Genomic DNA, 24860 nt, shown 5'->3' with positions numbered 1-24860 from the left:
TTTACGATGGGTAATCGTTACTTCAATCAAAAAAATCAACTTAGCTAAGGGTATTTCCTCTCGAAGCATTAAAAACACTAGTTAAATTAATTTTCCATAAGTTTTGGGTGCCTAAATTTTTTAGGTGGCTTTAGCATACCATTCAATAACCTCCTTGGAGGCAATTATGATTTATTTACCGAACAGTGATACAAAATGTCATACTCTTATTGACCTCTTAGATAACAGAGCTAAATCAACTCCAGATAAAATTGTATACTCTTTCATAAATAATGATATCAAAGAAGAAATTACTTACTCGGTACTTCACGAAAGGGCTCGCACGATTGCAGGAATGCTTAAACGTCGTGTCAGGATCGGTGACAGAATCATATTGATGTATGGACCAGGTATTGAGTTTATAGTTGCATACTGGGGGTGCTTGTATGCTGGAGCGGTAGCTGTTCCAGTGATTCCACCTCAGAATTTGGCTCTAACAGAAAAACTAAGCAAGATAATTTCTAATGCAAAGCCAACTCTTTTACTGTCGACTCAAAAAATTATAACCAAATTAAATAACTTAAGCCGTCTCAAACGAATTAACAACTTACCAGTTATAAGACGTTTTACAGAACATTACTGGGATAAAGAGCTTAAGCTAGCTGAATGGGATATGGACCAGGTTACATGGTTGGCTACTGATGAGTTAGAAATCAAAGAACAGGATTTTTGGTCTGCTCCAAATTTATCAGAGCATAATTTAGCGTTTTTACAGTATACATCAGGCTCAACAGGAAATCCTAAAGGGGTAATGGTCAGCCATTCTAATTTGTTACATAACTTGGAACAAATAAATAAAACTTTTGAAATTAAACCTGATGATACAATCGTAAGTTGGCTTCCACCCTACCATGATATGGGATTGATTGGAGGAATTTTAGAGCCCCTTTTTTCGGGTGGCTCAGCCATTCTAATGAGTCCCATCGAGTTTATAAAAAAACCTCTAATATGGCTAAAAGCCATAACTTCTTGCCAAGGTCCTGTTATAAGCGGAGCTCCCAATTTCGCATACGACTATTGTCTAAATAAAATTGTTCAAACACAGTTAAGCTCTTTAGATTTATCAAATTGGGAAGTGGCTTTTAACGGTGCGGAAACTGTTCGCGCCAAGACAATGGATATGTTTGCTGAGTATTTTAGAACTTGTGGTTTCAAGAAAAATGCTTTCTATCCTTGCTACGGTATGGCAGAAGCGACTTTATTAATAAGCGGAGTCAAAAGGGGGGCTGGATATTTCGGTGAAAAAGTTAGTAGAAATGAATTAGGCAAGAATAAAATCAAAAAGGTATCCAATGACTTCGATGATCATCATACTTTAGTAAGTTGCGGCTCCCCAATTGATAACATTATTATCGTTAATCCTGAAAACGGTGGTTTATGCTGTGAAAGTGAGGTGGGTGAAATTTGCTTTTCTAGCCCAAGTGTTACCGTTGGCTACTGGGGACAGGAGGAAGAAACCAACAACACATATCCTATACTCGAAGCATTTGGCGAAAAAAAACGTTATTTGAAGACTGGTGATATGGGTTATATTGACAGTAATGGACAGTTATACATCACTGGCCGATTAAAAGATATGATGATTTTTCGAGGTGTTAATTATTACCCCCAAGACATAGAGCTTGCAGTCGGCGAAAGTCATGAAATGATACGAGCTGGTAATGTCGTAGCATTTAGTACTACAGAGGCAAACGATGAGACTTTGGTGGTTATCGCAGAAGTTAATCCACATACTTTAGAAGTAGGTTATGAGAGTGTTTGCAAAAGTATCAGAAAAAAAATATCTGAAACTCTACAACTCACTGTTCATAATGTAGTGTTAGTCCCACCTAAGACCTTGCCAAAAACGACCAGTGGAAAATTAAGAAGACAGCCCTGTAAATTACTCTGGCAGCAAAACAAGCTTGATGTATTACATGAGTCTAATCAGCTTGAAATTGAAAATCATTTCATAGAAAATTTAACTTTAAAAAAACATAGTGAAGATAACAACAATCTTACGCAATTTATAAAAGATTGGTTAAGCGAAAAAACTGGCAATATATTTAGAGGAGATTCAACACCTATATCCTCATATGGACTAGATTCGATAGGATTTATTGAGTTATTGCAGGTTTTAAGCTCAAAAGTTGGTTACCAGTTGGATACTGACGTAGTGATTAATTGCTCAACAGTTGAGGAATTATCAGAGGCAATATCTACAAATAATCTTGTCTCGAAGCCATTTTCGAACTCTGTTTGTAAGTCTTCGCAACCTGCTTTTTCACCTAATCAGATGAGAATATGGTTCCACCATCTTCTTAATTCTCAAGAAGCTCACTATAACATTGGAATTGCATACCGTTTTTCAGGAAACATTAACCTGAATTACTTGGAGCTCTCTTGTCAAGCTCTGATAAATCGACATGAAATTCTTAGAACACTAATAAAATCTATAAATAATGATTGTAAGTTTATAGTTTTGCCCAGTATTCAAACTCCTTGGAATACTTATGATATTACTCATCTAAATGATATTGAAAAAGATTCGAAACTTAAAGAATTATACTATGAAATAATAAAAAAACCTTATGATTTTACAAATGGTCCTCTTATTCGTTTTGCATGGATATCAATAGGGCAAGATGATGGATTGCTCATCATTGCAGCACATCATTTAATTTGTGATGGCTGGTCGCTTAAAGTCATAGTAAATGAGCTTTCAAAGTACTATCAGGCCTTCTACGATGAATTTTTTGAACCGATTCCACCTGTTGAGTTTGATTTTTTTAATTATGCGGAAAAACAAAATAAATTATTAGAGTTAAGACAACAAGAAATTATCAAATTTTGGACAGAGGAGTTAAATGATTGTGAGCCTATTCTGCAATTACCCACTAAAATTAGGCCTGAAAAAAGATTAGATAACTTTAACCAACATAATATAAGAATTGAAGAGAAGTTGGCGTTAGACATAAATAACTTATCTAAACTTGAAAATATTACTCCTTTCAATATATTTCTGAGTGCTTATCAGTTTCTTTTGTATTCTTATAGTCAACAAAATAAATTCTGCATTGGAATTCCAGTTGCAGGACGTGAGGATTATCAGTTTGCAAACGTTGTAGGCTGTTTTGTAAACACTATTCCTCTTAAAGTTGTTATTAATCAAAATTATACTCCATCAGATCTATTTAAAGATGTGCAAAGTCGATTCTCTAAATGTCTTAAAAATCAGAATGCGCCTATAAACGATATAATCTCAGCTCTTAACATATCTCGAGAGCTAAATCGGGAACCCTTATTCCAAGCTCTTTTTGTATTCCAAAATATTGGACAGCCGCTAATTGAATTCAGAAACTCATTGGGTTCTTATTATAATTCAGTAAGTGGTGAATTACCTTACGATCTTGTTTTTGAAATACATGTAGATGCGACAGGCTACAATTTAAGAATCAATTACTCCACCGATTTACATACACATGAATCAATTAAGAGGTTGGGTCTAAATTATGTAACAATACTAGAAGAGTTTACACACTTTCCATCATCTCCTCTAGATAAAATCAAATTCTTGACAAATGAAGAAGAAAAACTGCAGGTGGCTTGGAATGATACTGAATCGCCTTATCCGATGGACAAGACGGTTCATCGATTGTTTGAAGAGCAGGTTGAACGAAGTGGTGGAGAGGTTGCGGTAATTTATGAGGACAAGCACTTAACGTATGAAGAGTTAAACGCGGCGTCTAATCGTTTGGCGCATTATTTACTGGAGGAGGGAGTAAAGCCTGAGACGTTAGTTGGGATATGCAGTGAGCGGTCGTTAGAGATGATAGTTGGGATATTAGGTATTTTAAAAGCGGGTGGAGCGTACGTTCCTTTAGACCCGACCTATCCAAAAGAGCGACTTGATTACATGCTGTCAGACGCACAAACTCCTGTGCTACTGACGCAACGCCATTTAGTAGGTGAACTGCCAGAGACTGCTGCAAGAGTAGTATATTTGGATGAGTTAGGAGAGATAACACGAGGTTACAGTGAAGAGAACCCTTCTTCTGGCGTGGGACCCTCTAATCTTGCTTATGTCATTTACACTTCAGGGTCTACAGGTAAACCTAAAGGAGTGTTATGTGCTCACCAAGGTTGTGTCAATAGACTCTTGTGGATGCAGAATTTCTGTGAACTATCGCGCGAAGATGTGATATTACAAAAAACTCCCTACACATTTGATGTGTCTGTGTGGGAGCTTTTATTGCCGATTATTAGTGGTAGCCAACTAGTTTTTATAAGGCCTGAGGGGCATAAAGAGCCAGATTATCTTGCTGATGTTATTAGTGAATATAATGTTTCAATAGTGCATTTTGTACCCTCGATGCTACAACAATTTTTATCGTTTAAAAATAGTTTAAATATTTCTAATTTAAGACAGGTTATTACTAGTGGTGAGGCTTTGGGGGTTCAGTTGGCTAACCTGTTCCACCAGAAACTACCTAATACCAGACTGATTAATCTTTACGGCCCTACAGAGGCATCAATTGATGTAAGTTTTTATGAATGCAATCACCAAGAAGACTATTTAGTGCCGATTGGTAAAGCAATATGGAATACTAAACTTTATGTTTTAGATAGGAACTTGAATGTATTACCTATAGGAGTTGTAGGTGAGTTGTACATAGGTGGTGATGGATTAGCGCGAGGGTATTTAAACCGACCTGATTTAACAGCGGAGCGTTTTATTGCGAATCCTTTTGCGACTAGAGAGGATGAGGCATTGGGTCGGAATTTAAGGCTGTATCGAACGGGTGATTTATGCCGATATCGTGAAGACGGCAATATCGAGTATATAGGACGGATAGACAATCAGGTAAAAATTCGTGGATTTAGGATTGAATGTGGTGAGATAGAGTCGAGATTACTAAAGCATTCTGATGTTAAAGAAGCGGTGGTTGTTGCGCGTGAAGATAAAGGGGTTGACAAGCGTTTGGTTGCCTACGTTTCGTTTAAGGGTACTGCGGTTGAGACGAGTAGTTTAAGGAGTTTTGTTAGCGAAGCGTTGCCTGATTACATGGTTCCGAGTGCTTTTGTGGTATTAGAGGAGTTTCCATTGACACCGAATGGAAAATTAGATCGCAAAGCACTTCCTGCCCCCGAGTATGTGAGTGAGAAAAGTTATGTTGCGCCAGGCAATGAAATCGAAAGTAGGTTAGTTAATATTTGGCAGCAATTGCTTCATCTTGAGCAAGTTGGAGTTAATGATAATTTTTTCGAACTGGGAGGTGACTCTATCTTAGCTATACAGCTGGTAAGTCATGCTAGTAAAAATGGTATTCAAATTCAGGTTCGAGATGTTTTTCAGTTCCCTACGATTAAGAACCTGTCAACCGTAGCGAAGCTCAAATCTTCTGAGGAAGGCCGTATTATTGATGAGCGTGGTGAAGTACCCTTGCTGCCCATTCAACGTTGGTTTTTTGAACAGGAATTTCCAATTCCATCACATTTTAACCAGTCGATTTTATTAAAGATTAATCCATCAGTTGATAGAGTAAAATTAGAAAAATCAATTGGTTACGTGTTTAATAATCATGCAGTATTTTATATGTATTTTGATACCTACTTAAAGAAACAATGGTATCTAGAAGATAGAGTTTCATTTAACCTGATTAAGGTAGATCTCTCGGGTTCAAGTGATTTTGTTAAATCAATGCAAGAATACACATTGAGGTTACAGTCCAGTTTAAATTTAAAGGAGGGTGAACTTTATAAAGTGGCTTTATTCGAAGGGGCTCCTGATGGGATGCCAAGACTATTTTTAGCAATCCACCATTTAGTAGTAGATGGTGTATCTTGGCGTATTTTATTAAGAGAGTTTGAAGAGAGCTATAACAGTCTTCTTGAGAATAAATTACCAGTTCTTTCAAAAGAAAAGGTTTCTTATAAGGAATGGTCCTTAGCTTTAAGGAAATTAATGAAAGATAATCCAACTTTAATAACCGAATCTCGGAATTATTGGCTGGATTACTGCCAAAAAGCGTCTATTCCAAAAAATGAAATGGAATTGAAAAGCAAAAATGTGGGAATTGATTTTATTGATTTTAGATTAACAAAAGAAGAAACAAAAATTTTAGTTAAAGACTTGCCTGTTGTTTGTAGGCTCAATGTAAAAGAAATACTGTTGGCTGTGTTAGCAAGTGCTTATATTAAATGGAGTGGCGAAGAGGCTTTATCAATTTTTTTAGAAGGTCATGGGCGTGAAGAATCTCTAGTGGAATCAGGATACGATCTGCAGAACACTATTGGTTGGTTTACAACTTTATATCCTATTTACCTAGATCTTAAGGGATTGGCCTCTGATCAAGAAGCATTATTTAAATCAGTTAAAGAGCAACTCAGGCAGGTTCCTCATAATGGATTAACGTATGGTTTGTTACGTTATTACAGTGACAAGCAAACAAAAATTGCTCTGGAAGCTAAAGAGCCTAAAATACTATTTAATTATCTTGGTCAATTCGTTGAGGGTAATAATCTGTTTGAGTATGCAGAGGAGCCAGTGGGCGATAATGTTAGTGTATGTAATCGCATTACTCCTGCAATAGAGTTGAACTCACTAATTCAGTTTGAAGAGTTTAGGATGGTGTTAACTTATGATATGAGTTCTTACAATAGGGACGGGATGAAGTCATTATTAGAACTGTATCAAGATGAACTAGAGCGATTTATCAATTGTCTAGATACTTTAAGAGAAAAGCAATGGCTAACTCCTTCTGATTTACCACTTACAGGTTTGACTCAGCATGATATTAACTCCAATCTACCTCATAATGTGATCAATGCTTATCCTCTAACACCTCTACAAGAAGGCATATTATTTCATGATTTACAATCACAGAATGATGGGACTTATGTTGTTCGACTAGCCTTTCTTTTAAGTTCGCATGTTAGTAAAGATAAACTTAAAAAAGCTTGGGAAAAAATTATTTTCGAGACGGAGGTTTTAAGAGCGGGCGTGATGCTTAAAACATCAAAGCCGCTGCAGTTAATTTATAGTAAGGTCAAGCTGCCATTTGAAGAATTAGACTGGAGTAAATCAGAGAATTGGCGAGATAAACTTAAATTTTTTCTAGCCGAAGAAGGGAGTAAACGATTTAATTTACAAATCGCACCACTTTTTAGGCTCTATTGGATTAATCTCCCTAAAAACGAACATCTCATGATTTGGATAAATCACCATATCATTCTTGATGGTTGGAGTATTATGAATGTTCTGAAGAGACTGTCATCATATTATAATCAACTAGAGGAGAATAAAGAATTTTATAATACAAGCATTCCATCGTATAAAGATTATGTTTTATGGGTGAAGAATCAAAACAAACAGGAAGCGAAAAACTATTGGACGCAACTGTTATCTGAAGTTGAAGAAGTATCGAGTCTACCGATAAGAAGGCAGTTGCTTGAGTTAAGTGCTACTCAGCATCTGATTGGCAGCGAGCGACTTATATTAAGTGGTCCTAAAACAAGGGAGTTGATTGCTTGGAGTCAAAAATATAAATTAACATTAAACACCTTAATTCAAGGTGTTTGGGCCTTGCTATTACATCAATACTTAGGAAGGGATAAAGTAGTTTTTGGTCATGTAGTTTCTGGGCGTGCATCAGAACTAATTGGCATCGAAAATCAAGTAGGCTTATTAATCAATACCATACCTGTATGCTCCAAAATTAACCCATCTGATTCTGGCTTGGTTTATTTGAATAAGTTACAAGAGCAGCTTGTTGAGTCGCAGCATTATGCTTATGTATCATTAGCAGAAATAAAAAACTGGATTGGTTTTGGTAATACACGAGCGTTAATTGATCACATCACTGTATTTGAGAATTATCCGATTAGCCAAGTATTAATCTCCCAAGCTAAAGGTTTAGATTTTAAAGAAGCCTTTGTTGAAGAACAAACTAATTATGATCTTACTATAGTGGGTATTCCAGGGGATAATATTGAAATTCGACTTGATTATAACAAAAATTGCTATGCAGAGAGCGATATAATAAGGCTAAGAAATAATTTTGAACGATTGTTATTCTCTGTACTTGAAAATCCTGAGGGTATGATTTTTGATTATGCATTTATAACTCAGCAAGAAATAGATTTACTCCTTTTTGGTTGGAATAATACTGAATCGCCTTATCCGATGGACAAGACGGTTCATCGATTGTTTGAAGAGCAGGTTGAACGAAGTGGTGGAGAGGTTGCGGTAATTTATGAGGACAAGCACTTAACGTATGAAGAGTTAAACGCGGCGTCTAATCGTTTGGCGCATTATTTACTGGAGGAGGGAGTAAAGCCTGAGACGTTAGTTGGGATATGCAGTGAGCGGTCGTTAGAGATGATAGTTGGGATATTAGGTATTTTAAAAGCGGGTGGAGCGTACGTTCCTTTAGACCCGACCTATCCAAAAGAGCGACTTGATTACATGCTGTCAGACGCACGAACTCCTGTATTACTGACGCAACGCCATTTAATAGGTGAACTGCCAGAGACTGCTGCAAGAGTAGTATATTTGGATGAGTTAGGAGAGATAACACGGGGTTACAGTGAAGAGAACCCTTCTTCTGGCGTGGGACCCTCTAATCTTGCTTATGTCATTTACACTTCAGGGTCTACAGGTAAACCTAAAGGAGTAATGATTGAACATAGATCGATATGTGATCGCCTACAATGGTCTCAAGAATATATCAATTTAACAACCCAAGATGTATTTTTACAGCAATTTGCGATGAGTTTTGATGGAGCGGTTGAGAGTTTATTTTGGCCTCTCTCAGCTGGATCTGCGACTTTATTTGTTCAAAATCAAGTAATTGATTTTAAAGACTTTAGCCGTTTAATTGAAAAAGAACAAGTAACTAGGCTTTTTGCTACACCAAGCTCATTAAAACTTATGCTCGATAGTCAAGATCAGAATTTAAATCTTAGCCTAATTAAAACAATTATCTTTGGCGGGGAGCTTCTTAATAAAAGTTTAGTTGATAATGCTTTCTCTAAAAAAATTAACTCAGTATATAATTTTTACGGTCCTACAGAGTGCAGTGTTCTATCAACTGCAGCACAAATTGATAAGAGCGCATATTTTCTCCCATCAATAGGTAGACCCATTTCTAATACTCAATGTTACATTTTAAATTCTAATTTTGGACTAGTCCCTATAGGAGTTGTAGGTGAGTTGTACATAGGTGGTGATGGATTAGCGCGAGGGTATTTAAACCGACCTGATTTAACAGCGGAGCGTTTTATTGCGAATCCTTTTGCGACTAGAGAGGATGAGGCATTGGGTCGGAATTTAAGGCTGTATCGAACGGGTGATTTATGCCGATATCGTGAAGATGGCAATATCGAGTATATAGGACGGATAGACAATCAGGTAAAAATTCGTGGATTTAGGATTGAATGTGGTGAGATAGAGTCGAGATTACTAAAGCATTCTGATGTTAAAGAAGCGGTGGTTGTTGCGCGTGAAGATAAAGGGGTTGACAAGCGTTTGGTTGCCTACGTTTCGTTTAAGGGTACTGCGGTTGAGACGAGTAGTTTAAGGAGTTTTGTTAGCGAAGCGTTGCCTGATTACATGGTTCCGAGTGCTTTTGTGGTATTAGAGGAGTTTCCATTGACACCGAATGGAAAATTAGATCGCAAAGCACTTCCTGCCCCCGAGTATGCGAGTGAGAAAAGTTATGTTGCGCCGAGGACCTTGTTGGAATCGCAAATTGTTGCGATATGGAGTGAGGTTTTGGGCATAACGCATATTGGAATTCAAGATAATTTTTTTGAGTTAGGTGGTCACTCATTACTGGCTACGCAGGTAGTATCGAGGGTTCGCAGTGTACTTGGGAAGGATTTGGCTTTAAAACAATTATTTCAATACCCAACGGTTGAGGGTCTTTCAGCTTTGCTTGCCTCATGCGAAGAGAACAGGTTAGCTCCGATTTCTAGAGTTAGTCGTGAGCAGCCAATCAGGCTATCTTTTGCACAACAGAGGTTATGGTTTTTAGATAAACTTGAGCCGGATAGTCCGTTATATAATATTCCTGTAGTACTCCATTTAGAGGGTGTTCTTAACGAATCAGCACTGGAACATGCCTTAAATGAAGTTTTAAAGCGTCATGAGGTTTTACGGACTAATTTCATGACTGAAGAGAATGGCGAAGTGTATCAGGTGATATCTGAGGGGAGGACAATATCGTTAGAAGTTGAGGATATTAGAGATACACTACAAAAGGATGTTGCAAATTATATTGGAAAGCGGCTGGAAGAAGCGGCGCATCGACCTTTTGTTTTAAGCTCAGACAGTTTGGTTCGTGCATTGCTTTTGAAAGTAGGGGATGAAGAGTATTGGTTTTTACTTAACATTCATCACAGTGTTTTCGATGGCTGGTCTATGGCGATTATGGGTCGAGAATTGGCTGAGTTTTATAATGCTGAGATTGAGGGGAGGGGTTCTGAACTTAGTGAGTTAAGTATTCAGTATGCTGATTACAGTGTTTGGCAAAGAGAGTATTTACGCGAAGACAGCGAAGCTTTTAAAAAGCAGATGGCGTATTGGAAAGAGCAATTGCAAGGAGTTCCAACTTTGCTAGAGATGCCAACAGACTATCCACGACCGGCTGTACAAGATATTTCGGGTGGTTGTGAGGTATTTTTGATTGATGAGGAATTAACTCATCGGCTTAGGTTGCTGGCAGAGCAAGAGCAGGTTACGTTATTTATGATTTTATTGGCGGCCCTGGGGGTTTTATTAAACCGCTACACTGAGCAGAGGGAGTTGGTTATTGGCTCACCGATAGCAAATCGGAATCGTGAAGAAACAGAAGGGTTGATAGGTTTTTTTGTCAATACGCTGGCGCTTCGAGTGGACATCGAAGAGGAGCTTGATTTTCGAACCTTATTGAAACAAGTCAAAGGAACAACTTTGGATGCTTATCAGCACCAGGATTTACCTTTTGAGCGACTGGTTGAGTCTCTTGGTGTGGAGCGAAGTTTAAGTTACGCGCCACTTTTTCAGGTGATGTTGGTATTACAAAATGTTCAGGAGGCTATGCTTCCGATAGAGGGGGTATCGGTAAGCTTGCGTGAGCGAGATTACTACCGTATATCGAAATTTGATTTGACTTTTAACTTTGAAGAGAGTCCTTTGTTCTTAAAAGGTGAAATTGAGTACGCTACGGCTCTTTTTAAACCTGCGACGATAAAACGCTTGATAGAGCACTTTGTTGTTTTACTAAAAGAAATTGTCAGTAATCCGGTTGCTAGGCTGAGTGAGTTGTCAGTTATAACGGAGGCAGAGCGAGACAAAATAGTAAGGGCTTGGAATGATACTGAATCGCCTTATCCGATGGACAAGACGGTTCATCGATTGTTTGAAGAGCAGGTTGAACGAAGTGGTGGAGAGGTTGCGGTAATTTATGAGGACAAGCACTTAACGTATGAAGAGTTAAACGCGGCGTCTAATCGTTTGGCGCATTATTTACTGGAGGAGGGAGTAAAGCCTGAGACGTTAGTTGGGATATGCAGTGAGCGGTCGTTAGAGATGATAGTTGGGATATTAGGTATTTTAAAAGCGGGTGGAGCGTACGTTCCTTTAGACCCGACCTATCCAAAAGAGCGACTTGATTACATGCTGTCAGACGCACAAACTCCTGTATTACTGACGCAACGCCATTTAGTAGGTGAACTGCCAGAGACTGCTGCAAGAGTAGTATATTTAGATGAGTTAGGAGAGATAACACGGGGTTACAGCGAAGAGAACCCTTCTTCTGGCGTGGGACCCTCTAATCTTGCTTATGTCATTTACACTTCAGGGTCTACAGGTAAACCTAAAGGAGTGTTATGTGCTCACCAAGGTTGTGTCAATAGACTCTTGTGGATGCAGAATTTCTGTGAACTATCGCGCGAAGATGTGATATTACAAAAAACTCCCTACACATTTGATGTGTCTGTGTGGGAGCTTTTATTGCCGATTATTAGTGGTAGCCAACTAGTTTTTATAAGGCCTGAGGGGCATAAAGAGCCAGATTATCTTGCTGATGTTATTAGTGAATATAATGTTTCAATAGTGCATTTTGTACCCTCGATGCTACAACAATTTTTATCGTTTAAAAATAGTTTAAATATTTCTAATTTAAGACAGGTTATTACTAGTGGTGAGGCTTTGGGGGTTCAGTTGGCTAACCTGTTCCACCAGAAACTACCTAATACCAGACTGATTAATCTTTACGGCCCTACAGAGGCATCAATTGATGTAAGTTTTTATGAATGCAATCACCAAGAAGACTATTTAGTGCCGATTGGTAAAGCAATATGGAATACTAAACTTTATGTTTTAGATAGGAACTTGAATGTATTACCTATAGGAGTTGTAGGTGAGTTGTACATAGGTGGTGATGGATTAGCGCGAGGGTATTTAAACCGACCTGATTTAACAGCGGAGCGTTTTATTGCGAATCCTTTTGCGACTAGAGAGGATGAGGCATTGGGTCGGAATTTAAGGCTGTATCGAACGGGTGATTTATGCCGATATCGTGAAGATGGCAATATCGAGTATATAGGACGGATAGACAATCAGGTAAAAATTCGTGGATTTAGGATTGAATGTGGTGAGATAGAGTCGAGATTACTAAAGCATTCTGATGTTAAAGAAGCGGTGGTTGTTGCGCGTGAAGATAAAGGGGTTGACAAGCGTTTGGTTGCCTACGTTTCGTTTAAGGGTACTGCGGTTGAGACGAGTAGTTTAAGGAGTTTTGTTAGCGAAGCGTTGCCTGATTACATGGTTCCGAGTGCTTTTGTGGTATTAGAGGAGTTTCCATTGACACCGAATGGAAAATTAGATCGCAAAGCACTTCCTGCCCCCGAGTATGCGAGTGAGAAAAGTTATGTTGCGCCGAGGACCTTGTTGGAATCGCAAATTGTTGCGATATGGAGTGAGGTTTTGGGCATAACGCATATTGGAATTCAAGATAATTTTTTTGAGTTAGGTGGTCACTCATTACTGGCTACGCAGGTAGTATCGAGGGTTCGCAGTGTACTTGGGAAGGATTTGGCTTTAAAACAATTATTTCAATACCCAACGGTTGAGGGTCTTTCAGCTTTGCTTGCCTCATGCGAAGAGAACAGGTTAGCTCCGATTTCTAGAGTTAGTCGTGAGCAGCCAATCAGGCTATCTTTTGCACAACAGAGGTTATGGTTTTTAGATAAACTTGAGCCGGATAGTCCGTTATATAATATTCCTGTAGTACTCCATTTAGAGGGTGTTCTTAACGAATCAGCACTGGAACATGCCTTAAATGAAGTTTTAAAGCGTCATGAGGTTTTACGGACTAATTTCATGACTGAAGAGAATGGCGAAGTGTATCAGGTGATATCTGAGGGGAGGACAATATCGTTAGAAGTTGAGGATATTAGAGATACACTACAAAAGGATGTTGCAAATTATATTGGAAAGCGGCTGGAAGAAGCGGCGCATCGACCTTTTGTTTTAAGCTCAGACAGTTTGGTTCGTGCGTTGCTTTTGAAAGTAGGGGATGAAGAGTATTGGTTTTTACTTAACATTCATCACAGTGTTTTCGATGGCTGGTCTATGGCGATTATGGGTCGAGAATTGGCTGAGTTTTATAATGCTGAGATTGAGGGGAGGGGTTCTGAACTTAGTGAGTTAAGTATTCAGTATGCTGATTACAGTGTTTGGCAAAGAGAGTATTTACGCGAAGACAGCGAAGCTTTTAAAAAGCAGATGGCGTATTGGAAAGAGCAATTGCAAGGAGTTCCAACTTTGCTAGAGATGCCAACAGACTATCCACGACCGGCTGTACAAGATATTTCGGGTGGTTGTGAGGTATTTTTGATTGATGAGGAATTAACTCATCGGCTTAGGTTGCTGGCAGAGCAAGAGCAGGTTACGTTATTTATGATTTTATTGGCGGCCCTGGGGGTTTTATTAAACCGCTACACTGAGCAGAGGGAGTTGGTTATTGGCTCACCGATAGCAAATCGGAATCGTGAAGAAACAGAAGGGTTGATAGGTTTTTTTGTCAATACGCTGGCGCTTCGAGTGGACATCGAAGAGGAGCTTGATTTTCGAACCTTATTGAAACAAGTCAAAGGAACAACTTTGGATGCTTATCAGCACCAGGATTTACCTTTTCAGCGACTGGTTGAGTCTCTTGGTGTGGAGCGAAGTTTAAGTTACGCGCCACTTTTTCAGGTGATGTTGGTATTACAAAATGTTCAGGAGGCTATGCTTCCGATAGAGGGGGTATCGGTAAGCTTGCGTGAGCGAGATTACTACCGTATATCGAAATTTGATTTGACTTTTAACTTTGAAGAGAGTCCTTTGTTCTTAAAAGGTGAAATTGAGTACGCTACGGCTCTTTTTAAACCTGCGACGATAAAACGCTTGATAGAGCACTTTGTTGTTTTACTAAAAGAAATTGTCAGTAATCCGGTTGCTAGGCTGAGTGAGTTGTCAGTTATAACGGAGGCAGAGCGAGACAAAATAGTAAGGGCTTGGAATGATACTGAATCGCCTTATCCGATGGACAAGACGGTTCATCGATTGTTTGAAGAGCAGGTTGAACGAAGTGGTGGAGAGGTTGCGGTAATTTATGAGGACAAGCACTTAACGTATGAAGAGTTAAACGCGGCGTCTAATCGTTTGGCGCATTATTTACTGGAGGAGGGAGTAAAGCCTGAGACGTTAGTTGGGATATGCAGTGAGCGGTCGTTAGAGATGATAGTTGGGATATTAGGTATTTTAAAAGCGGGTGGAGCGTACGTTCCTTTAGACCCGACCTATCCAAAAGAGCGACTTGATTACATGCTGTCAGACGCACAAACTCCTGTATTACTGACGCAACGCCATTTAGTAGGTGAACTGCCAGAGACTGCTGCAAGAGTAGTATATTTAGATGAGTTAGGAGAGATAACACGGGGTTACAGCGAAGAGAACCCTTCTTCTGGCGTGGGACCCTCTAATCTTGCTTATGTCATTTACACTTCAGGGTCTACAGGTAAACCTAAAGGAGTAATGATTGAACAATTAAGCCTGGTTAATTTTCTTACAGGGTTTTCCAAATCAGTTAATTATAAAAAAGATTATATGTGCTTTCTATCGACTACACTATCGTTTGATATAGCAGGTTTAGAATTGTACATGCCACTAATTCATGGGGCTAAGCTAGTAATAACTGACTCGGAGAGTCAAAAAGATCCTAAATTGTTGAGTGTCCTATTAGAGCGTTATGGTGCCTCAATTTTGCAGCTGACTCCTGCAAGTTGGAAAATACTTTTATCCTCTGGCTTTAGAAATAAAGAGTTAATAGCTTTGTGCGGAGGGGAGTTTTTGTCAAGAGATTTAGCAATCAAATTATCGGATAGCGTGAGCTCTGTTTATAACTGTTATGGCCCTACAGAGGCAACCATATGGTCAACTCAGACATTAGTAGATTCTAAAAATGAATCCATTGGCAAGCCTTTACCCAACACCCAATGTTACATTTTAAATTCTAATTTTGGACTAGTCCCTATAGGAGTTGTAGGTGAGTTGTACATAGGTGGTGATGGATTAGCGCGAGGGTATTTAAACCGACCTGATTTAACAGCGGAGCGTTTTATTGCGAATCCTTTTGCGACTAGAGAGGATGAGGCATTGGGTCGGAATTTAAGGCTGTATCGAACGGGTGATTTATGCCGATATCGTGAAGACGGCAATATCGAGTATATAGGACGGATAGACAATCAGGTAAAAATTCGTGGATTTAGGATTGAATGTGGTGAGATAGAGTCGAGATTACTAAAGCATTCTGATGTTAAAGAAGCGGTGGTTGTTGCGCGTGAAGATAAAGGGGTTGACAAGCGTTTGGTTGCCTACGTTTCGTTTAAGGGTACTGCGGTTGAGACGAGTAGTTTAAGGAGTTTTGTTAGCGAAGCGTTGCCTGATTACATGGTTCCGAGTGCTTTTGTGGTATTAGAGGAGTTTCCATTGACACCGAATGGAAAATTAGATCGCAAAGCACTTCCTGCCCCCGAGTATGTGAGTGAGAAAAGTTATGTTGCGCCAGGCAATGAAATCGAAAGTAGGTTAGTTAATATTTGGCAGCAATTGCTTCATCTTGAGCAAGTTGGAGTTAATGATAATTTTTTCGAACTGGGAGGTGACTCTATCTTAGCTATACAGCTGGTAAGTCATGCTAGTAAAAATGGTATTCAAATTCAGGTTCGAGATGTTTTTCAGTTCCCTACGATTAAGAACCTGTCAACCGTAGCGAAGCTCAAATCTTCTGAGGAAGGCCGTATTATTGATGAGCGTGGTGAAGTACCCTTGCTGCCCATTCAACGTTGGTTTTTTGAACAGGAATTTCCAATTCCATCACATTTTAACCAGTCGATTTTATTAAAGATTAATCCATCAGTTGATAGAGTAAAATTAGAAAAATCAATTGGTTACGTGTTTAATAATCATGCAGTATTTTATATGTATTTTGATACCTACTTAAAGAAACAATGGTATCTAGAAGATAGAGTTTCATTTAACCTGATTAAGGTAGATCTCTCGGGTTCAAGTGATTTTGTTAAATCAATGCAAGAATACACATTGAGGTTACAGTCCAGTTTAAATTTAAAGGAGGGTGAACTTTATAAAGTGGCTTTATTCGAAGGGGCTCCTGATGGGATGCCAAGACTATTTTTAGCAATCCACCATTTAGTAGTAGATGGTGTATCTTGGCGTATTTTATTAAGAGAGTTTGAAGAGAGCTATAACAGTCTTCTTGAGAATAAATTACCAGTTCTTTCAAAAGAAAAGGTTTCTTATAAGGAATGGTCCTTAGCTTTAAGGAAATTAATGAAAGATAATCCAACTTTAATAACCGAATCTCGGAATTATTGGCTGGATTACTGCCAAAAAGCGTCTATTCCAAAAAATGAAATGGAATTGAAAAGCAAAAATGTGGGAATTGATTTTATTGATTTTAGATTAACAAAAGAAGAAACAAAAATTTTAGTTAAAGACTTGCCTGTTGTTTGTAGGCTCAATGTAAAAGAAATACTGTTGGCTGTGTTAGCAAGTGCTTATATTAAATGGAGTGGCGAAGAGGCTTTATCAATTTTTTTAGAAGGTCATGGGCGTGAAGAATCTCTAGTGGAATCAGGATACGATCTGCAGAACACTATTGGTTGGTTTACAACTTTATATCCTATTTACCTAGATCTTAAGGGATTGGCCTCTGATCAAGAAGCATTATTTAAATCAGTTAAAGAGCAACTCAGGCAGGTTCCTCATAATGGATTAACGTATGGTTTGTTACGTTATTACAGTGACAAGCAAACAAAAATTGCTCTGGAAGCTAAAGAGCCTAAAATACTATTTAATTATCTTGGTCAATTCGTTGAGGGTAATAATCTGTTTGAGTATGCAGAGGAGCCAGTGGGCGATAATGTTAGTGTATGTAATCGCATTACTCCTGCAATAGAGTTGAACTCACTAATTCAGTTTGAAGAGTTTAGGATGGTGTTAACTTATGATATGAGTTCTTACAATAGGGACGGGATGAAGTCATTATTAGAACTGTATCAAGATGAACTAGAGCGATTTATCAATTGTCTAGATACTTTAAGAGAAAAGCAATGGCTAACTCCTTCTGATTTACCACTTACAGGTTTGACTCAGCATGATATTAACTCCAATCTACCTCATAATGTGATCAATGCTTATCCTCTAACACCTCTACAAGAAGGCATATTATTTCATGATTTACAATCACAGAATGATGGGACTTATGTTGTTCGACTAGCCTTTCTTTTAAGTTCGCATGTTAGTAAAGATAAACTTAAAAAAGCTTGGGAAAAAATTATTTTCGAGACGGAGGTTTTAAGAGCGGGCGTGATGCTTAAAACATCAAAGCCGCTGCAGTTAATTTATAGTAAGGTCAAGCTGCCATTTGAAGAATTAGACTGGAGTAAATCAGAGAATTGGCGAGATAAACTTAAATTTTTTCTAGCCGAAGAAGGGAGTAAACGATTTAATTTACAAATCGCACCACTTTTTAGGCTCTATTGGATTAATCTCCCTAAAAACGAACATCTCATGATTTGGATAAATCACCATATCATTCTTGATGGTTGGAGTATTATGAATGTTCTGAAGAGACTGTCATCATATTATAATCAACTAGAGGAGAATAAAGAATTTTATAATACAAGCATTCCATCGTATAAAGATTATGTTTTATGGGTGAAGAATCAAAACAAACAGGAAGCGAAAAACTATTGGACGCAACTGTTATCTGAAGTTGAAGAAGTATCGAGTCTACCGATAAGAAGGCAGTTGCTTGAGTTAAGTGCTACTCAGCATCTGATTGGCAGCGAGCGACTTATATTAAGTGGTCCTAAAACAAGGGAGTTGATTGCTTGGAGTCAAAAATATAAATTAACATTAAACACCTTAATTCAAGGTGTTTGGGCCTTGCTATTACATCAATACTTAGGAAGGGATAAAGTAGTTTTTGGTCATGTAGTTTCTGGGCGTGCATCAGAACTAATTGGCATCGAAAATCAAGTAGGCTTATTAATCAATACCATACCTGTATGCTCCAAAATTAACCCATCTGATTCTGGCTTGGTTTATTTGAATAAGTTACAAGAGCAGCTTGTTGAGTCGCAGCATTATGCTTATGTATCATTAGCAGAAATAAAAAACTGGATTGGTTTTGGTAATACACGAGCGTTAATTGATCACATCACTGTATTTGAGAATTATCCGATTAGCCAAGTATTAATCTCCCAAGCTAAAGGTTTAGATTTTAAAGAAGCCTTTGTTGAAGAACAAACTAATTATGATCTTACTATAGTGGGTATTCCAGGGGATAATATTGAAATTCGACTTGATTATAACAAAAATTGCTATGCAGAGAGCGATATAATAAGGCTAAGAAATAATTTTGAACGATTGTTATTCTCTGTACTTGAAAATCCTGAGGGTATGATTTTTGATTATGCATTTATAACTCAGCAAGAAATAGATTTACTCCTTTTTGGTTGGAATAATACTGAATCGCCTTATCCGATGGATAAGACGGTTCATCGATTGTTTGAAGAGCAGGTTGAACGAAGTGGTGGAGAGGTTGCGGTAATTTATGAGGACAAGCACTTAACGTATGAAGAGTTAAACGCGGCGTCTAATCGTTTGGCGCATTATTTACTGGAGGAGGGAGTAAAGCCTGAGACGTTAGTTGGGATATGCAGTGAGCGGTCGTTAGAGATGATAGTTGGGATATTAGGTATTTTAAAAGCGGGTGGAGCGTACGTTCCTTTAGACCCGACCTATCCAAAAGAGCGACTTGATTACATGCTGTCAGACGCACGAACTCCTGTATTACTGACGCAACGCCATTTAATAGGTGAACTGCCAGAGACTGCTGCAAGAGTAGTATATTTGGATGAGTTAGGAGAGATAACACGGGGTTACAGTGAAGAGAACCCTTCTTCTGGCGTGGGACCCTCTAATCTTGCTTATGTCATTTACACTTCAGGGTCTACAGGTAAACCTAAAGGAGTGTTATGTGCTCACCAAGGTCTTTTAAATTTGATTGATTGGTATATTAAAACTTTCAGCCTAACCTCTATGGATCGTTTTTGTCAATTTTCAAGTTATGCATTTGATGTTTTTGGTTGCGAGGTATGGCCCGCGCTTACTATTGGAAGCCGCGTTTATTTAATGAGCCAAAAAATAAGATCTGATGTGTTATCAATAGCTGATTGGCTTAACACTAATGAGATTTCAATATGCGATTTGCCTACGGCAATGGCTGAACAGTTATTCAGCTTGCCCTGGCATAATAACAGCGCTTTGCGTATTTTAAAACTAGGTGGCGATAAACTTTCAGTTTATCCAAAACTAGAACTTCCATTTGCAGTTTGGAACATGTATGGGCCTACAGAGAATACTATAGATGCAGTTGCTATGAAGATTAACATGGCATATTCCTTAAATTCTCTAATAGGAAAGCCGTTGCAAAATGTTAAAGTATATATTCTGAACGAAAAACTCCACCTTCTACCTATAGGAGTTGTAGGTGAGTTGTACATAGGTGGTGATGGATTAGCGCGAGGGTATTTAAACCGACCTGATTTAACAGCGGAGCGTTTTATTGCGAATCCTTTTGCGACTAGAGAGGATGAGGCATTGGGTCGGAATTTAAGGCTGTATCGAACGGGTGATTTATGCCGATATCGTGAAGATGGCAATATCGAGTATATAGGACGGATAGACAATCAGGTAAAAATTCGTGGATTTAGGATTGAATGTGGTGAGATAGAGTCGAGATTACTAAAGCATTCTGATGTTAAAGAAGCGGTGGTTGTTGCGCGTGAAGATAAAGGGGTTGACAAGCGTTTGGTTGCCTACGTTTCGTTTAAGGGTACTGCGGTTGAGACGAGTAGTTTAAGGAGTTTTGTTAGCGAAGCGTTGCCTGATTACATGGTTCCGAGTGCTTTTGTGGTATTAGAGGAGTTTCCATTGACACCGAATGGAAAATTAGATCGCAAAGCACTTCCTGCCCCCGAGTATGCGAGTGAGAAAAGTTATGTTGCGCCGAGGACCTTGTTGGAATCGCAAATTGTTGCGATATGGAGTGAGGTTTTGGGCATAACGCATATTGGAATTCAAGATAATTTTTTTGAGTTAGGTGGTCACTCATTACTGGCTACGCAGGTAGTATCGAGGGTTCGCAGTGTACTTGGGAAGGATTTGGCTTTAAAACAATTATTTCAATACCCAACGGTTGAGGGTCTTTCAGCTTTGCTTGCCTCATGCGAAGAGAACAGGTTAGCTCCGATTTCTAGAGTTAGTCGTGAGCAGCCAATCAGGCTATCTTTTGCACAACAGAGGTTATGGTTTTTAGATAAACTTGAGCCGGATAGTCCGTTATATAATATTCCTGTAGTACTCCATTTAGAGGGTGTTCTTAACGAATCAGCACTGGAACATGCCTTAAATGAAGTTTTAAAGCGTCATGAGGTTTTACGGACTAATTTCATGACTGAAGAGAATGGCGAAGTGTATCAGGTGATATCTGAGGGGAGGACAATATCGTTAGAAGTTGAGGATATTAGAGATACACTACAAAAGGATGTTGCAAATTATATTGGAAAGCGGCTGGAAGAAGCGGCGCATCGACCTTTTGTTTTAAGCTCAGACAGTTTGGTTCGTGCATTGCTTTTGAAAGTAGGGGATGAAGAGTATTGGTTTTTACTTAACATTCATCACAGTGTTTTCGATGGCTGGTCTATGGCGATTATGGGTCGAGAATTGGCTGAGTTTTATAATGCTGAGATTGAGGGGAGGGGTTCTGAACTTAGTGAGTTAAGTATTCAGTATGCTGATTACAGTGTTTGGCAAAGAGAGTATTTACGCGAAGACAGCGAAGCTTTTAAAAAGCAGATGGCGTATTGGAAAGAGCAATTGCAAGGAGTTCCAACTTTGCTAGAGATGCCAACAGACTATCCACGACCGGCTGTACAAGATATTTCGGGTGGTTGTGAGGTATTTTTGATTGATGAGGAATTAACTCATCGGCTTAGGTTGCTGGCAGAGCAAGAGCAGGTTACGTTATTTATGATTTTATTGGCGGCCCTGGGGGTTTTATTAAACCGCTACACTGAGCAGAGGGAGTTGGTTATTGGCTCACCGATAGCAAATCGGAATCGTGAAGAAACAGAAGGGTTGATAGGTTTTTTTGTCAATACGCTGGCGCTTCGAGTGGACATCGAAGAGGAGCTTGATTTTCGAACCTTATTGAAACAAGTCAAAGGAACAACTTTGGATGCTTATCAGCACCAGGATTTACCTTTTGAGCGACTGGTTGAGTCTCTTGGTGTGGAGCGAAGTTTAAGTTACGCGCCACTTTTTCAGGTGATGTTGGTATTACAAAATGTTCAGGAGGCTATGCTTCCGATAGAGGGGGTATCGGTAAGCTTGCGTGAGCGAGATTACTACCGTATATCGAAATTTGATTTGACTTTTAACTTTGAAGAGAGTCCTTTGTTCTTAAAAGGTGAAATTGAGTACGCTACGGCTCTTTTTAAACCTGCGACGATAAAACGCTTGATAGAGCACTTTGTTGTTTTACTAAAAGAAATTGTCAGTAATCCGGTTGCTAGGCTGAGTGAGTTGTCAGTTATAACGGAGGCAGAGCGAGACAAAATAGTAAGGGCTTGGAATGATACTGAATCGCCTTATCCGATGGACAAGACGGTTCATCGATTGTTTGAAGAGCAGGTTGAACGAAGTGGTGGAGAGGTTGCGGTAATTTATGAGGACAAGCACTTAACGTATGAAGAGTTAAACGCGGCGTCTAATCGTTTGGCGCATTATTTACTGGAGGAGGGAGTAAAGCCTGAGACGTTAGTTGGGATATGCAGTGAGCGGTCGTTAGAGATGATAGTTGGGATATTAGGTATTTTAAAAGCGGGTGGAGCGTACGTTCCTTTAGACCCGACCTATCCAAAAGAGCGACTTGATTACATGCTGTCAGACGCACAAACTCCTGTATTACTGACGCAACGCCATTTAGTAGGTGAACTGCCAGAGACTGCTGCAAGAGTAGTATATTTAGATGAGTTAGGAGAGATAACACGGGGTTACAGCGAAGAGAACCCTTCTTCTGGCGTGGGACCCTCTAATCTTGCTTATGTCATTTACACTTCAGGGTCTACAGGTAAACCTAAAGGAGTAATGATTGAACAATTAAGCCTGGTTAATTTTCTTACAGGGTTTTCCAAATCAGTTAATTATAAAAAAGATTATATGTGCTTTCTATCGACTACACTATCGTTTGATATAGCAGGTTTAGAATTGTACATGCCACTAATTCATGGGGCTAAGCTAGTAATAACTGACTCGGAGAGTCAAAAAGATCCTAAATTGTTGAGTGTCCTATTAGAGCGTTATGGTGCCTCAATTTTGCAGCTGACTCCTGCAAGTTGGAAAATACTTTTATCCTCTGGCTTTAGAAATAAAGAGTTAATAGCTTTGTGCGGAGGGGAGTTTTTGTCAAGAGATTTAGCAATCAAATTATCGGATAGCGTGAGCTCTGTTTATAACTGTTATGGCCCTACAGAGGCAACCATATGGTCAACTCAGACATTAGTAGATTCTAAAAATGAATCCATTGGCAAGCCTTTACCCAACACCCAATGTTACATTTTAAATTCTAATTTTGGACTAGTCCCTATAGGAGTTGTAGGTGAGTTGTACATAGGTGGTGATGGATTAGCGCGAGGGTATTTAAACCGACCTGATTTAACAGCGGAGCGTTTTATTGCGAATCCTTTTGCGACTAGAGAGGATGAGGCATTGGGTCGGAATTTAAGGCTGTATCGAACGGGTGATTTATGCCGATATCGTGAAGACGGCAATATCGAGTATATAGGACGGATAGACAATCAGGTAAAAATTCGTGGATTTAGGATTGAATGTGGTGAGATAGAGTCGAGATTACTAGAGCATTCTGATGTTAAAGAAGCGGTGGTTGTTGCGCGTGAAGATAAAGGGATTGACAAGCGTTTGGTTGCCTACGTTTCGTTTAAGGGTACTGCGGTTGAGACGAGTAGTTTAAGGAGTTTTGTTAGCGAAGCGTTGCCTGATTACATGGTTCCGAGTGCTTTTGTGGTATTGGAGGAGTTTCCATTGACACCGAATGGAAAATTAGATCGCAAAGCACTTCCTGCTCCCGAGTATGTGAGTGAGAAAAGTTATGTTGCGCCGAGAGATATAGTGGAATTCAAACTAGCTCAGATATGGCAAAAGTATTTAAATATTTCAAAAATAAGTATGAGTGATAATTTCTTTGAGGTAGGAGGTCACTCACTTTTGGCAATTTCTGTAATAGAAGCAGTGAATAAAGAATTTTGCACTAATCTGCCAGTTGCTAGTATTTTTAATAGTCCAACATTAGACCAATTTCAAAGACTCCTTAGAAAGCATTCTAAATCTAAAATTAATTGTATGATTCCACTGAAAAAAGAAGGAAGTTTTACACCTTTATTTTGCATACATCCGGTTAGCGGGGAGGTTTTTTGTTATGTTGATCTTGTTAAGAGTCTTGACGCTCGGCAGCCAGTTTATGGTTTACAACAAACTAAAGAGAAAAAAGTAGAAGCAATGGCTAAGGAATATACATCTGCTATAAAGAAAATTCAGAGAGAAGGCCCTTATAGCCTATTGGGCTGGTCTATGGGGGGGGTAATTGCTCATGAAATTGCTTTCCAATTGGAAAAGCAAGGAGATGAGATAGCATTTCTTGGGTTGATAGATAGTTTTCTGCCGAATGAAAAGAGCATTAATGCAGATAGAGAATTATCTCGGGATAGATCATTTATGATATTTGCCGAGGATTTATGGGGTAGATTTGGTAAGGTATTTGAAGATCAAAATTTTAATAATTTATCAGATGAAAAGTGTTTCGAAAAACTATTTTATCTTGCAAGAAAAGAAAACTTAATTCCTCCACAAAGTACTGCTGAAGAATTTAAGCGTTTATATGATAGATGCGAAATTAATTTTAATGCAATGTATGCACATAAGCCTAAGCTAATAAAAAGTGAAATATTTTCTTTTATCGTAAGAGAGTCGAAAGAAATCCATGAGCACTCAGATGCATGGACTCAATACACGAAAAATAGGGTGATAAATCACTTTTTAGAAGGAGATCACTACTCTGTATTCAAAGGGCCTAATTTGAATAATTTAGCATCATTAATACAAAAAAATTTAATTAGAAATTTAAGCAAAAAGGAGGAAGAATAAT

Annotated in this window: 1 protein-coding gene; it reads left to right on the top strand. The window is 38.7% G+C overall.

What is annotated here, in order from left to right; all coding sequences use genetic code 11:
- Nucleotides 1–166 precede the first annotated feature (166 nt).
- On the top strand, nucleotides 167–24859 hold the full coding sequence (locus LHA_RS12120) for a non-ribosomal peptide synthase/polyketide synthase (protein ID WP_045106773.1): 24693 nt from the start codon (nucleotides 167–169) through the stop codon (nucleotides 24857–24859).
- The last annotated feature ends 1 nt before the right edge of the window (nucleotide 24860 follow it).

This window comes from Legionella hackeliae, from assembly GCF_000953655.1.
Lineage (GTDB): Bacteria > Pseudomonadota > Gammaproteobacteria > Legionellales > Legionellaceae > Tatlockia > Tatlockia hackeliae.
Note: the sequence above shows the minus strand (reverse complement) of the source record. Positions and strands in the feature narration are given on the sequence as shown.

Coding starts and splice junctions, on each gene's coding strand:
- LHA_RS12120 (WP_045106773.1), top strand. CDS start 167: ATGATTTATTTACCGAACAGTGATACAAAATGTCATACTCTTATTGAC.